We start from the raw sequence: 14208 nt of genomic DNA on the forward strand, positions 1-14208 counted from the left end.
TATTACTCAACGTTTTATAACTCAGCATTAATGGAATCGGCCAAGCCGCTTGAGCTCCTCGTAATGCTCAACGTTTCTCTGCTTAAACGGAACGGCAGGATGCCCACCGGCAATCGAATATGCGGGGATATTTCTACAGACAACACTGCCCGCTTGGATAACAGCGCCCTCTCCAATAATGACCCCACCTAAAATAATGACGTTATTGCCAAGCCAAACGTTTTCGCCAATTGTCACGTCTTTGTCGATCATTCGGTTGCCGTAGGGAATTGCATCATCGTGATCATAATCATGAAAGGAGGTAATAATTTGACATCCAGGCCCAGAATGGAAGTTGGCACCAACTGTTATCCTGCCATTACCCGACATCGCCATGCCATTGAAGCATACGTTGTCCGAAAGATATGTCTTATGCGTAACGTAAGACTTGCCACCAACATAAACACGTCCCTCGCAGACGGCGGCGGTATTCTTAATTTTCTTGGTGTAATAAAATCGTGCCAGCTTCTGCTTTAAAGCGCTAAATTTCATTTTCAACCTTTTCTCGAAAGCATTCCCTCACGCGTAATGAAGGCCAACATAATAAAAACGTAGCTATAGGGCGTAAAGCTATCGAATACCGTCACGAAAAGAAGTGCGCACAAAACAGATATCGCCACTTTCCGAAAGCTCACATCCAAAATCATGTTCACCTTTCCCGCAATGGAACAAAGCATCCAGACCATAGCAAGCAGAAGGACAATACCGCCATCGATTAAGCATTGCATTACCTGATTGTGCGCATAGCTCATACCGGCGCTCCAAAAAGTCGTAATAACCGAGTTCTCAACGCCATAACCAAAGAGGGGCGACTGGCGAAATAAAGCATCTGCAGAATCCCAGACAAACAATCGACCGCTGAAGGTCCAGTCAAGATCGGTCCCCATGAGCGGACTCTGTCGGCGGATTGTTAGCATTACGACCAACATGCTAAAAGCAATAAAAAAGATAACGACTATACGAAAATCCAGCTTAAGCAGAATAGGACATATTTTGAGTAGAAGGAGAACTACGGCAAATACGAACAAAGCATAGTGTGCAGAATCTGCGTCAGCAGTCACCATGCAAACAACAGAAAGGCCAAGAAGCAAAAATGCAAACGAAGGTTTAACCCATTTTTTTAGATAGAGAAAGCAGGCTAGGGTTATAGATAGTAGCCCGTACTGACTAAAAACCTGCACATGGCCAAGCATCGTCATATGCAAGCGGCCCGCAAACAGCGACGAGGGAACCAGCAATTGCAATAGAAATAGAACCATCAGAACACGTGCGCAGGCAACGGCATATACTCGTAACTCGTCTTCGGATAAACTCAGCATATAAACTGAAACAGCGGGAAAGAAAAGAAGTTCTTGTAAACCGTTTGCAACTCCTTTGCTGGATAATACCGTCACGGAAATAGCCATTAAAAAATAAATTACTATACCAGCGGGAATGTTTAAAGATAGCTCTCCATGGCACACGCGAAATATTATATCGAGCAAAACAAAATACAACGCCAGCATTGCCCACAGCGTCGTAACGGTCTTATATCCAGGAATAATAGAACCCAAGCCCTGCGGTAGGAGAAGCGGAATCAACACAAAATAACGAATCAAGCTTGCAATGCTCTTATTTGCTATTGATGTCCGCCGAGGCACTGTAGAATAATTAACCATTATGAAGAGTCCTCTTAATTTTCTCTATCCGTTCAACTCCGAATGAATTAATCAGAAAGCGTCGGGTCTTATCCCAGCGACTTCCCCATGAATTCGCATACAGGGAAATGGACAAAGTCTCATCACACATGAGATTCAGCGAATCGCCAGGAGCAATAGGATCAAAATAGCGTGAAGGATAAACAGTCAATCCGTCAAAACGCTCAACATCTCCCAACCCGTCCCCCGCGTAGCCGTGGGAGCGTACTACACGATCATTCAAATAAGGGCAGGCTAAATCCTTAGAATGCTCCCAGTCAAAAATTAGCTCATTGTATTGTGCAAGCATCTCATGTACCACTGGGTTCGCCTTGGCACAGCCAAAGCCGAGTCCAGTGGTACACAAATGTCCACACTGTTGGACCCCTATATAGCACTGGCTATCCAACAGCCCATTTAGGGGCTTAAGAAGCTGAACGTCAGTATCGAGATATATTCCACCATTGTCATAAAGAACCTTGAGCCTTGCCCAGTCAGAAACAAAAGCCCATGCGCCCGCATCATACGCAGAAGCCACAAAGGGATGCTGATGAACGTCGAAATTAGACTCATCCCAACACTGAACCTCAAAATCGGGACAAACTTTCTTCCACGATTCAAGGCATTTACGAGCAGTACGCGGAAGCGGGTTGCCTCCGAACCAGCAATAATGAATAACTTTGGGAATCATCAGACCCCATTTCTCACGATTCTAATATTTCTCAATCAACCGAGCGGGATCGCCGTGCACAGCCCGGTTCCTAACAACACGCAGGCAGGAGCGCCCCATTTAAGAGACCTAACAGTTCTGTTTATTGTTGCCGCAACATGAACGACCACAATCATTGGAAGGGTTGATACGCCAAGCCTTCAACCCATGAGTGATGCGTTTATCGACGGGCGGGAGCGTCATATAGTCCCCGTACATTAATGAGAGATAGCAGTCGAAATCCTTGAAGCCCAAAAACCGCTCGCCTTCGAACTCGTACTCGACAAGATCGTTGAAAAGGCTCGCGGGAAAAACCTCAAGCGAGCTGCTGACCGCCCACGACAAATCAGCGGCGAAACCTTTGGTGGAAAAGGATCCGTTATCCGTTAACGCCCTGAGCTTACCGAGCGCCCACTGTTGAAGGGAGGTACGCCTGGCAACCGTACCAAGAACAGTCTTGATCCAACCAGCGACCCCTGGCTGGCCCGAACTCCATCTTGACGCTTGAAACAGGTGCTTGTATCGAACAGCGGCATCCCAGGCTTTGTTGGCTTCGGCCTCGCTGTCAAACGATACGATCGGGAAAATATCAATCCAGACATATTCACGTATGCCCTCAGCAATGTACGCAGACTTCACCTCGATGCTGGTATCCACCAGCTTTTCAAAAGGAATTGCAGCGGAACCTTTAAAGTTCAGTTGACTGGCAAGCCCAATATGGGAATGTTCTTCTCCAATTCGGGAGGAAAAACCAGCTATAAAACTCTTATAGTCTTCGACAGGCATGACGACATCGATATCGTCATCCCAGGGGATGAACCCCTTGTGCCTAACCGCACCGAGCAGCGTGCCGGCACTCAACGAGTACCGCAATTTGTTCTTGCGGCAATAGGAATCGAAAATGCGGAGGAGGTGTAGTTCGGCATCTTTCACCTCTTGCATGGATAAATACTCGGTCGGCATATTACGCCCCTTTAGTCATATTTCTATAGCGATCGGAAAGCTGTTCGTAGAGCGACCGCGTGGTGTAACCCGCTTTATCAAGAAACGGAACGTAGTCGACCTTGGCGGTAATTTCCCTTTTGCCGGCGCAGGCTTGCAGCAAATCGGCCCACTCCCTGTCGGAAAGCGAAAGCCCTGCTCGCTGGAGAAGGCCTGTCAGATCGGCCTCCTGGGTAACCGCGTCAGAGCTGAGGATGGGCAGTCCATTTGCCTGGGCCTCAATGAAGGCAATCGGGAGCCCCTCGTGGAAAGAGGGGGCAACCAGCGCATCCATGGCGCTGTAGTACCTCCAGATATCGTCAACGGTACCGATGAAAACCGCCGATTCGCCCAGCCCCAATTCAGCCGCCTTCTCCTTCGCAAGGGGAAGTTCCTCGGCTTGGCCGAAGAGCAGAAGGCGGGAATCGGCCTCACTGGAGCGCAGCTGATTGAAGATATCGAGGGCGCGCAGGGTGTTTTTCGCAGGAATGCCTGCCCCGACAAACCCTATGACGGTGGCATTCCCCGGGATCCCAAGCCGATGTCTAACGGCAGCCCGGTCAGAGGGCGAAAACCGGAATTTATCGGAATCGACCCCGTTGTGCACCAAGGCATAGCCAGCGCCCCGAAAGAGATATTCACCTGCGACCTCGCTGCATGCCCAGCGCTCACTCGCCGCCGGGAGGAACCTCTCTATCATGGCCACGTTGACCATATTCTTCAGACTCGAGGTGCTGCCAAGCGCGCTGTTATGGCAGTGTACGATGCGCGAGGGAACTCCGGCCTTTTTCGCCTCAGAGGCGAAGACGAAGCCGAGTGCGTTGTTCGTGTGAATCTGAACGATATCGAAACGGTGCTTCGACAGAAAAGCGCCAAGGCGCTTCGCCCCCAGAGTGCCAACCAGCAGCGGGCTGTAGCTATCGATTAAAGGACCGAAGAATCGCTCTCCGAACCTATCCCCTTCGACTCTTCCCACCGACAGCACGCTCTGCTCGATATCGGGAGCCGGGCAATCGAGCATCGTGGAGACGAAGGTCCTCACCCCGCCCCTGCCGGGTCCTAACTGTTGAATGATGTGCAGGACCCGAATCATCGCGACCTACCTTCCAACACGTCGCCGATCCGCTCGCTCGCATGACCATCACCGTAGGGGTTCGAGGCATGGCTCATGGCCGCATACTCCCCCTCATCGGAGAGCAGACGACTGAACTCGCGGTAGATGACGTCCTCCTCGGTGCCCACGAGCTTCAGCGTGCCGGCGGCGACTCCCTCGGGGCGCTCCGTGGTGTCGCGCATGACGAGCACCGGCTTGCCAAGACTCGGTGCCTCCTCCTGGATGCCGCCCGAGTCGGTGAGGATGAGGTGGCTCGCCGCCATGAAGTTGTGGAAGTCGAGAACCTCGAGCGGGTCGATGATATGCAGGCGGTCGAAGCCGTCGAGCTCCTCGTGGGCGGCCTTGCGGACGAGCGGGTTCATGTGGATCGGGTAGATCGCCTTGGTGTCCGGGTGCTCCTCCATCACGCGGCGGATGGCGCGGAACATCCGGTGCATGGGCTCGCCCAGGTTCTCGCGGCGGTGCGCCGTGATGAGGATGAGGCGGGAGCCCTCGGCCCACTCGAGCTCGGGGTGGGAGTAGCCCTCGCGCACGGTGGTGCGCAGGGCGTCGATGCCGGTGTTGCCGGTGACCCAGATCTTGGACTCTGGCTTGCCCTCGTCGAGAAGGTTCTGCTTACTGGCCTCCGTGGGGGCAAAGTAGTACTCGCTCACGATGTCGACCGCCTGGCGGTTGAACTCCTCGGGCCAGGGGCTGTAGATGTCGTGCGTGCGCAGGCCGGCCTCGACGTGGCCCACGGGTATCTGCAGGTAGAAGCACGCGAGCGCCGCGGCGAAGCTGGTCGTGGTGTCGCCGTGCACGAGCACGACGTCGGGCCTCTCGTCCTCGAGGACGGCCCTGAGCTTGAGCAGCACGTCGCACGTGACGTCGAACAGCGTCTGGCCAGGCTTCATGATCGCCAGGTCGTGATCGGGAGTCACGCCGAAGACGCGCAGCACCTGGTCGAGCATCTCGCGGTGCTGGCCCGTCACGGTTACGATTGTCTCGAACTCATCCGAACGTGCCTTCAGCTCGTTGACGAGCGGGCACATCTTGATTGCCTCCGGTCGGGTGCCGAAGACTAGCATGATTTTCTTCTTATCCATTGGCCTTGCTCCTCTTTGCTTCCTTACGGAGAAGCATGTAGAAACGGGTGTTGCCGACCACGTAGCGCTTCACCAGGCGCTTGGGCTCCTGCATCATGCGGAAGAGCCACTCCAGGTTCGCGCGCTGCATCCACATCGGGGCGCGCGGGATGTTGCCGGAGACGACGTCGAACGAGCCCCCCACGCCCACGAAAGCGCCCTTGGCGCCCAGCTCGCGGAAACGCTCGATCAGGCGTTCCTTCTTGGGCGAGGTGATGCCCACGAACACGATATCGGGTTGAGTCTGCTCAACCTCAGCGACCACGGCGTCGAACTCGTCGTCGCCGAAGTAGCCGTCTCGGTAGCCAGCGAGGACCATATTGGGATACCTCTCGGACAGTACCTCTGCGGTCTTTACGACCACTTCGGCCTTGGCGCCCAGCAGGTAGACCCTGTGCCCCTCGCGCTCGGCCAGCCCGCACAGCTCCCACATTAGGTCGATGCCTGCCACGCGCCCGGGCAAGTCCACGCCCAGCTTCCTGGCGGCCATGACCATGGAGGCGCCATCGGCGTTTACGATCTCGCAGCGGCGTACGCACGCATCCATCTCGGGATCGTCACGCATCTGCAGCAACTTGTCGGCGTTCACGCCGATCAGGTGGGCGAAGCGCCCCTCCTTGATGAGGGCATCGGTCGCCTCGACGGTCTGCCCCATCGTCCAGGGGTCGACGGGGGCGCCCAGGACTTCGACTCGCCCGGGAAGATCAACCGTTGAACCGGTGCCTTCGTAATTCCCTATAGTCTCTTTAGCAAGCGCCATTTCCGCTGACAACCTCAATCACTGTGAGTAGGATTATTTTGAAATCGAAGAAAACGCCACGTTTGGCGATATATTCCAGGTCGCGACGGACCATGCCGTCGAATCCCGTCGAGTTACGCTCTGTAACCTGCCACCAACCGGTAATCCCGGGCTTCACGGTCAGGCGCTGTAGGTCGTACTCGGTGTACTCGGCCACCTCATTCGGCAGCGGAGGTCTGGGTCCAACGACAGACATCTGACCCAGGAACACGTTGAGGAACTGCGGGAACTCGTCGATGGAGTGCTTGCGGATGAACTTGCCGATCTTGGTGACGCGGGGGTCTTCCCTCATCTTGAACATGGCGCCGGCGATCTCGTTTCGCCCTTTGAGCTCAGCGAGGCGTTCGTCGGCGTCCTTGTACATTGATCGGAACTTCCACATGCGGAAGGTGGACAGGCTGCCGTCGCGGTGGGTCTGACCCACGCGGATCTGGCTGTAGAAGGGGCTGCCCTCGCTCTCCAGGCGGATAAGCGCCGCGAGCACCAGGCCAGGGATCGCGATGACGACGAGCACGACACCGCTGAACACGATGTCGAACGCGCGCTTGACGGCCCTGTAAGCCAGGCGCGATCGGTCCCAGTCCATGATGGATTGCATGGCCTTGTAGCAGCCAGCGCCTTCGCGCCGGTCCATGGCCTGAGCAATCAGCGCCGCCCCTACGGGCGCATTGCTCTCTGTCACTTCTTTATTAGCAGTCACGATAAAACTTACGTCCCTGTCCCCAGGAACCCCCCCCCCGTCCATGAATTCAAAAAACGAATGATTTGCCGGTGCAACGTCTCCCTTACGTTTTGCTGGGCACGTCGAGCGCAAGCAGCTCCCTAAATGCGGAGTCGCCTTCGCCTACGTCCACCAGGCACCAGCGCTTATGACGGTCGATCTTTTTAACGCGGGCCTCTTGCCCCACCAAGGGGCCTTGCTCTATGTGCAACACGCCGTCTTCAATGCGCGCAACGCTGTTGCGCACCACGCCGTCGTCGTCCAGCACGCTGCGGTACCAGTCCTGTGCATCGTCTGGCATGGGCATGTACGCCCGCTCCCTACTGCCGGCGATGCGACAGCCAAAGCTCAACTGGGCCAGGGCCCTATCGAGCGCGGCGGCATCGTGCGTGGCGACGAAGAAATATTCCTTGTACATGGGCTTGGTTTGGAGCGACCAGGCACCGTCCCGCTTAAACCAGAACTCCTTTTGCATCACAAAAGCGTTCTGCATAAGGTAGTGCGGGATAATGCGGCGGACCTTTTCGCAGGTCTCGCGCTCTTTTCCATTGGGGGTGTGGACCAGATACCAGCGGACGCGGCCGTGCTGGCTGTTGGTGGTGGCGCCGTTAAATGCGCCGGGCAGCTGCTCTTGGCGCCGTGCCGACTGTTCCATGTTCTCGCCCCCCTCTTTTGGCTTTGCGATGCACGCAAATGCAGGGGCGTTTAGAACAGGCTTCTCGCTCGCAGCTAGGCGCAGTCGCAAAAGTACAGGTTTTTGCATCTTTCGACAGACAACATTATACGAGCAATTAATCAGCGTTTGCCCAGATTACGCAAAATGTACTGCTAGTAGGTACATCTCCATACCCCTTTATAAAAACCTGTACCTTTTTGTGCAACAAAAAAAGCCGCTCAACCAGCGGCTTTTCTTATTTTGGTAAGAAAAAAGGCGACCGCCCAATGTGGACGGTCGCCTTTGTTAATTGTTGTGAAGTTTGCCTTAGGCGCGAGTCTTAATCTCCTCGGTCACCTTGGCAACAAACTCGTCAACGCTCATCTGAACGGTCTCGTTGGAGCGATCGCGGACGGAGATGTTGCCGGCCTCGACCTCCTTCTCGCCCAGGATGAGCATGTAGGGCACGCGGTCGATGCTGCGGGCCTCGCGAATCTTGTAGCCGATCTTCTCGTCGCGGTCGTCGCAGACCACGCGAATGCCGGCTTCCTCCAGCTTGGCGCACACCTCGTGGGCGTAGTCGCGGCTCTTCTCGGAGACGGGAAGCGCCTTGACCTGCACGGGAGCCAGCCAGGTGGGGAACTTGCCCGCAAAGTGCTCAATCAGAATACCGATGAAACGCTCGATGGAGCCAAAGCACACGCGATGCAGCATGATGGGGCGCTTCTTGGTGCCGTCGGCGTCCACGTACTCCAGGTCAAAGTTGAGCGGCATCTGGAAGTCGAGCTGGACGGTACCGCACTGCCAGGTACGGCCGAGCGAGTCCTCCAGGTGGAAGTCGATCTTGGGGCCGTAGAAGGCGCCGTCGCCCTCGTTGACCTCGTAGTCCATGTGCAGCTGCTCCAGAGCGGTGCGCAGGCCCTCCTCGGCGCGAGCCCAGTCCTCGTCCGAACCCATGGAGTCCTCGGGGCGGGTGGAAAGCTCGACGTGGTACTTAAAGCCAAACTTCTGGTACACGGAGTCGATGAGGTTGACCACGCCCACGATCTCGTCGGTCAGCTGGTCGGGACGCACAAACAGGTGGGCGTCGTCCTGGTTAAAGCAACGCACGCGGAACAGGCCGTGCAGGGCGCCGCGCAGCTCGTGGCGATGCACCAGGCCAATCTCGCCGGCGCGGATGGGCAGCTCGCGGTAGGAATGCGGCTTGGAGGCGTACACCAGCACGCCGCCCGGGCAGTTCATGGGCTTAATGCAGTACTCTTCGTCGTCAATGACGGTGGAGTACATGTTGTCCTTGTAGTGGTCCCAGTGGCCCGAGGTCTTCCACAGTTGCTTGTTCATGATGAGCGGCGTGGAGATCTCCACGTAGCCGGCCTTGTGGTGGATCTCGCGCCAGTAGTCCAGCAGCGTGTTCTTAAGGATCATGCCGTTGGGCAGGAAGAACGGGAAGCCGGGGGCCTCGTCGCGCATCATAAAGAGGTCCATCTCGCGGCCGATCTTGCGGTGGTCGCGCTTCTTGGCCTCCTCCAGCATGTGCATGTGCTCGTCGAGCTCTTCCTTGGTGGCAAAGGCGACGCCGTTGATGCGGGTGAGCATCTTGTTGTCCTTGTCGCCCTTCCAGTAGGCGCCAGAGACGCCGGTGAGCTTAAAGGCCTTCAGCGCCTTGGTGTAGCAGATGTGGGGGCCGACGCACATGTCGATGTAGTCGCCCTGCTGGTAGAAGGTGATGCGGGCGTCGTCGTCCAGGTCGCCGATGTGCTCGACCTTGTACTTCTCGCCGCGCTCCTCCATAAGGGCGATGGCCTCGGCGCGGGGCTTCTCGTACACGGAGAACTTGAGGTTCTCCTTGACGATCTTCTTCATCTCGGCCTCGATCGCGGGGAAGTCGTCCTCGCTGATCTTGACGCCCTCGGGCAGGTCGACGTCGTAGTAGAAGCCGTTGTCGGTCGCGGGACCGTAGGCAAAGTCGGCCTGGGGGTACAGGCGCTTGATGGCCTGCGCCATGATGTGCGCGGCAGAGTGGCGGATGACGTGCGTGACCTCGTCCTGCGGGAGCTCGGCCACCGAACCGTCATTGTAGAGTGCCTTCATGGGTATGTTTTCTCCTCTCGGATGCCTGATGCAAGTGCGTGCGATGCGCTCGGCGTTTTTGACTTGCATCATTATAGGCAGGTTGCCTTGGTATACAAGCGCCCGCCGCACCTTAATGGCACGGCGGGCGATTTTCTACGCATGCTTCATCGTGTGGGGGTCGGGGCTGCGGGGCGCGCGTGGCTTGCGGCGTGCCCGTGGCTTGCGGTCGGCCCGGCGATGGATGCGTTACTGGATGCGAGTTCGGCAATAGGGGCAGACCTTCCAGTGCGCATCGAGCGGGCGATGGCAGCTGGGGCATACGTTGCGAACCTGGGTGTCGCACACCGGGCAGACGACGAAGTCTTTCTCGATGGGCGCGCCGCACTGCGGGCAGGTGCCGTACTGGGCAAGCTGGCGCTCGCGCAGGGCCATGTCCAGCTCCTGCTCCTCGCGGTCGGACGCGTAGGAGTGCGGGCGCAGGACCAGGTAGGCAATGAGGCCCACAAACGGGATGAGGGCGATGATGCCCCATGCCACGTAGGCGCTGGCGCCGCGGCGGCGAGCGTCGATGAACACATAGACGACCGACAGCACATACAGGGCGATGATAAAGCCAACGAAGGCATAGACGACGCCCATAAGCTGCGGCGACATGAGCTCGGAGATGTACTTGGACATTACGGGTACCTTTCGGAATATTTACATTTCGGACAAGTTTACCACGGGGTTTGTTTATATGGGACCACGGCTAGGGGCGGGGCTGGTGCGGACACAAACATCTCAATCTGTAACAGGTGGAGTCAGAATCCGGGTCTAGATGTTACAGATCGAGACAAACGGAGGACCCGCCAGACTAACGTCTCAATCTGTAACATTTGGAACCCAAATCCTCGTCTAACTGTTACAGATCGAGACGAACGGTTGCCGTAGTTGTCGGCAGACGAGGTTGTCGACGTTGCCGAGTCTCCCCTTGCCTGCCGTTGGCGGGTGCTGCGGGGCTGTTCGCCGCATTGCCGCCGCACTGGGGGTGTGCAGACCGTAGGATAGTCTTATTGACGGCCTGTCAACTCGTCTGGGAGGCACTGTGACAGAAACGTTTGATATCGCGATTGTCGGCGCGGGCATCACCGGATGCGCCATCGCGCGGCAGCTCGCGCGATTTGACCTTTCCATTTGCGTGGTCGAGGCGTCTAACGATATTGCGTTGGGCGCGTCGAAGGCCAATGGCGGCCTGGTGCACGCCGGCTACGATCCGACACCGGGCACGGTTAAGGCCCAGGTCAACGCTCGTGGCTGCGAGTTGTACGGTACGTGGGCGCAGGAGCTGGGCTTTTTGTTCCGTCGCACCGGATCGATGGTGCTGGGGTTTAACGACGAAGACCGCGGACACCTGGAGAAGCTGCGCCAGAATGGCCTGGCCAACGGCGTGCCCGAGCTGGCGATTATCGGCCCCGAGCGCATCCACGAGCTGGAGCCGCGCGCGAGTGCCCAGGCCACGTGCGCGCTGTGGTGCCCTTCGACCGGTTACGTTGACCCATTTGAAGTGGCCATCGCTGCTCTGGAAAACGCAGTTGCCAACGGCGTGACATTTATGCGGTCTGCGCCAGTGGAGGCAATTGAAGCTGCCGGCTCGGATGACGGAGCCGCGCGCTTTACGTTGGCAACGCCCGCCGGCGACGTGCACTGCCGTTACCTGATCAACGCCGCGGGCAACGGCGCCGCCGACATCTCGCATATGGCGGGCGCCGAGGATTTCCAGATGGTCTGGCGCCAGGGCAACATCGTGGTGCTGGACAAGGAGCCGCGAGCGCTCATGCCGCTCTACCCCGTTCCCACGCCGGTTTCCAAGGGCGTCATCGTGACGGGCACCGTACATGGCAACACCGTGATTACCGCGACGGCCGTCGTGCGCGAGCCCGGCGATACACAGACCTACGCGACCGATGTCAACGCGCTCCTGACCGGCGCGCGCAAACTGGTGCCCGATCTGGACACGCGCCGCGTGGTGCGCGCGTTTGCCGGCGGACGCCCGGTCATTAAGGGAACGAACGACTTCTTTATTGGGCAGTCAGCCGTGGTGTCGGGACTGTTCCAGGCCGCGGGCATTCAGTCGCCGGGCGTGGCAAGCGCGCCGGCCATTGCCGAGCGCATGGAGCTTGTGATGCGTGAGGCGGGCGTGGAGCTGCACGAGCGGGCGGACTGGAACCCAATTCGCCGCACGCCGGACGACTTTGACCGCGCACCACTGGCGCGCAAGGAGGAGCTGATCGAGTCCGATCCCGCGTGGGGCCAGATTGTCTGCCGCTGCGAAACGGTGCCTGAGGCCGAGATCGTGGCCGCGATTCGGCGCCGCCCGGGCGCGGTTTCGGTCGAGGGCGTCAAGCGCCGCTGCCGCGCTGGCATGGGTCGGTGCCAGAGTGGTTTTTGCCAGAGCCGCGTGGTTGCGATCCTAGCACGCGAGCTGGGCTGCAACCCCAGCGAGGTGCTGTTGGAGGATGCCGGTTCTTGGCTGGTCGAGGGACCGATGAAGGGGGTGCGCTAGGATGGAGAGCTTTGAAGTAAATGCAGCGAGCGCGACCGACGGCACCGCGGACGCCGTGCCGATGCAGGCCTTCGACGTGGTCGTTATCGGCGGCGGACCTGCCGGCATGGCGGCCGCGCTGGCCGCGCATAAGGCAGGCGCACACGTGGCCATCGTGGAGCGCGAGCAGCACCTGGGCGGCATCCTCCGACAGTGCATCCACCCCGGCTTTGGCCTGTCGCACTTTAAACAGGAGCTCACCGGCCCCGAGTACGCGCAGCGCTTTATCGACCAGGTTCGCGCGACCGACATCGCGCTGTTCCTGAACAGCATGGTAATTGGGATTGATTCAGGCGAGCCGACGGGAGCCACCGCAGTTCATACCGTCACGCTCATGAGCCCTGGCGGCATGCTACAGCTCACCGGGCGCGCGGTCGTCCTTGCCATGGGTTGCCGTGAGCGCACCCGCAGCGAGACCAAGATCCCCGGCAGTCGTCCCGCCGGCGTGTTTACGGCGGGCCTGGCGCAGCGATACATCAATATCGAAAACCTCAAGCCCGGCTCGCGCGCCGTCATTTTGGGCTCGGGCGATATCGGGCTGATCATGGCGCGCCGCTGCACACTCGAGGGGATTTCGGTCGAGGGCGTGTACGAGCTCATGCCGTACGCCAACGGCCTGCACCGCAACGTCAAGAACTGCCTGGATGACTTTGGCATTCCGCTGCATCTGTCCACCACCGTCACACGCGTGATCGGGCACGATCGTGTGGAGGCTGTCGAGGTAAGCCAGGTCGACGAGCACCTGGCACCCATTCCGGGAACCGAGTGCATCGTTCCGTGCGACACGCTGCTGCTTTCGGTGGGCCTGATTCCCGAGAATGAGCTTTCGGTTGCCGAGGGCGTAGAGCTGGACCCACGTACGCGCGGCGCCGTGGTGGACCAGAGCCTGCAGACGGGCGTGCCGGGCATCTTTGCCTGCGGCAACGTGCTGCACGTCCACGACCTGGCCGACAACGTGACGACCGAGTCCGAGCGCGCCGGTGCGGCTGCGGCGGCGTACGCGCTGGGGGCTGTCGGCACCGCAGCGGGAGTGGCGAACGCGGGCTGCCAGCTCAAGGTCTCCCCCGCCGGCATTGCGGGCTACGCGCTGCCGGGACGCATTACGGCTGTGGCACTCACCAAACTCAACTTCCGCGTACGCCGACCGGTCAACGCCGCCCGCGTGCGCATTCTGGCAGGCGGCGAAGAACTGTTTGTAGGCAAGGTCCGCCCGTTTAAACCGAGCGTAATGGAAAGCTTCCCGCTGCCGGCAAAGGTAATCCAGCGCGCACTCGACCTGGGTGTTAGCGAGATTGTCCTGTCCGTCGACCCCGTTGAGGAGGCGTAAGGCCATGAGCATAAACGCGATCGAAACGCCGCAGTTCAACTGCACCACCTGCCCATCCGAGTGCCTCCTGACCGTAGAGGTAGAGCGTGACGCAGACGGCGCCGTGGTAGAGGTGCGCTCCGTGACCGGCAACAGATGCCCGCGCGGTGATAAGTTCGCACATCAGGAGCTCACATGCCCTATGCGCGTGCTCACGACGACCGTGGCCGTCTCCGGCGGCGACGAGAAGCTTCTCCCCGTACGCACCGCCGAAGCCATCCCGCTAGAACTCCACGCCCAGGCCATGGCTCTCATCCGCAGCCTAGTCGTCAACGCCCCCATCCGCATGGGCGACGTCGTGCTGGAGAACCTCCTAGACACCAACATCAACCTCATCGCCAGCATGGACATCGAGTAGCTAATTTGGGAC

Annotated in this window: 14 protein-coding genes; 3 read left to right on the forward strand and 11 right to left on the reverse strand. The window is 58.5% G+C overall.

Annotated features, from left to right (window positions below):
• Positions 1 to 27: 27 nt before the first annotated feature.
• The 11 genes from DWY05_RS02505 to DWY05_RS02555 form a co-directional block, all read right to left on the reverse strand.
• Positions 28 to 531 carry a DapH/DapD/GlmU-related protein gene (locus tag DWY05_RS02505; protein ID WP_117820310.1) on the reverse strand — a complete coding sequence of 168 codons (504 nt, stop codon included), beginning with the start codon at positions 529 to 531 and terminating at the stop codon, positions 28 to 30.
• A 2-nt stretch (positions 532 to 533) separates the two neighbouring features.
• Positions 534 to 1697, reverse strand: a complete 1164-nt coding sequence (locus DWY05_RS02510) for an O-antigen ligase (RefSeq protein WP_117820311.1) — start codon at positions 1695 to 1697, stop codon at positions 534 to 536.
• Positions 1690 to 2406, reverse strand: coding sequence for a glycosyltransferase family 32 protein (locus DWY05_RS02515; protein WP_117820312.1), 717 nt, complete (start codon positions 2404 to 2406; stop codon positions 1690 to 1692). Before DWY05_RS02515 ends, DWY05_RS02510 begins: the two co-directional genes overlap by 8 nt.
• A 108-nt stretch (positions 2407 to 2514) precedes the next feature.
• Entirely contained in the window at positions 2515 to 3387 is an 873-nt protein-coding gene (locus DWY05_RS02520) for a phosphorylcholine transferase LicD (RefSeq protein ID WP_117820313.1), read from the reverse strand.
• A 1-nt stretch (position 3388) separates the two neighbouring features.
• Entirely contained in the window at positions 3389 to 4498 is a 1110-nt protein-coding gene (locus DWY05_RS02525) for a glycosyltransferase (RefSeq protein WP_117820314.1), read from the reverse strand.
• Positions 4495 to 5604 (reverse strand): non-hydrolyzing UDP-N-acetylglucosamine 2-epimerase, encoded by a 1110-nt coding sequence (gene wecB, locus DWY05_RS02530; RefSeq protein WP_117820315.1) that lies wholly within the window; start codon positions 5602 to 5604, stop codon positions 4495 to 4497. The genes DWY05_RS02525 and wecB overlap by 4 nt, the downstream gene beginning before the upstream one ends.
• Positions 5597 to 6403: a WecB/TagA/CpsF family glycosyltransferase gene (locus tag DWY05_RS02535; protein ID WP_117820316.1), complete on the reverse strand. Its 807-nt coding sequence runs from the start codon at positions 6401 to 6403 to the stop codon at positions 5597 to 5599. Before DWY05_RS02535 ends, wecB begins: the two co-directional genes overlap by 8 nt.
• On the reverse strand, positions 6390 to 7142 hold the full coding sequence (locus DWY05_RS02540) for a sugar transferase (protein WP_233503959.1): 753 nt from the start codon (positions 7140 to 7142) through the stop codon (positions 6390 to 6392). The genes DWY05_RS02535 and DWY05_RS02540 overlap by 14 nt, the downstream gene beginning before the upstream one ends.
• 85 nt (positions 7143 to 7227) lie before the next feature.
• Positions 7228 to 7818 carry a hypothetical protein gene (locus tag DWY05_RS02545; RefSeq protein ID WP_117820317.1) on the reverse strand — a complete coding sequence of 197 codons (591 nt, stop codon included), beginning with the start codon at positions 7816 to 7818 and terminating at the stop codon, positions 7228 to 7230.
• 327 nt (positions 7819 to 8145) lie between these two features.
• Positions 8146 to 9909: a threonine--tRNA ligase gene (gene thrS, locus DWY05_RS02550; RefSeq protein WP_117820318.1), complete on the reverse strand. Its 1764-nt coding sequence runs from the start codon at positions 9907 to 9909 to the stop codon at positions 8146 to 8148.
• Positions 9910 to 10137: 228 nt separating this feature from the next.
• Positions 10138 to 10569, reverse strand: a complete 432-nt coding sequence (locus tag DWY05_RS02555; protein ID WP_055251579.1) for a zinc ribbon domain-containing protein — start codon at positions 10567 to 10569, stop codon at positions 10138 to 10140.
• 406 nt (positions 10570 to 10975) lie between these two features.
• On the opposite strand from DWY05_RS02555, the gene DWY05_RS02560 reads away from it, so the two are divergent.
• The 3 genes from DWY05_RS02560 (at position 10976) to DWY05_RS02570 (ending at position 14196) form a co-directional block, all read left to right on the forward strand.
• Positions 10976 to 12433, forward strand: a complete 1458-nt coding sequence (locus DWY05_RS02560) for an NAD(P)/FAD-dependent oxidoreductase (protein ID WP_117820319.1) — start codon at positions 10976 to 10978, stop codon at positions 12431 to 12433.
• 61 nt (positions 12434 to 12494) lie between these two features.
• Positions 12495 to 13799, forward strand: coding sequence for an NAD(P)/FAD-dependent oxidoreductase (locus DWY05_RS02565; RefSeq protein WP_117820401.1), 1305 nt, complete (start codon positions 12495 to 12497; stop codon positions 13797 to 13799).
• Positions 13800 to 13803: 4 nt separating this feature from the next.
• Positions 13804 to 14196 carry a DUF1667 domain-containing protein gene (locus DWY05_RS02570; protein ID WP_117820320.1) on the forward strand — a complete coding sequence of 131 codons (393 nt, stop codon included), beginning with the start codon at positions 13804 to 13806 and terminating at the stop codon, positions 14194 to 14196.
• The last annotated feature ends 12 nt before the right edge of the window (positions 14197 to 14208 follow it).

This window comes from Collinsella sp. AF23-4AC, from assembly GCF_003462685.1.
Taxonomy (GTDB): domain Bacteria; phylum Actinomycetota; class Coriobacteriia; order Coriobacteriales; family Coriobacteriaceae; genus Collinsella.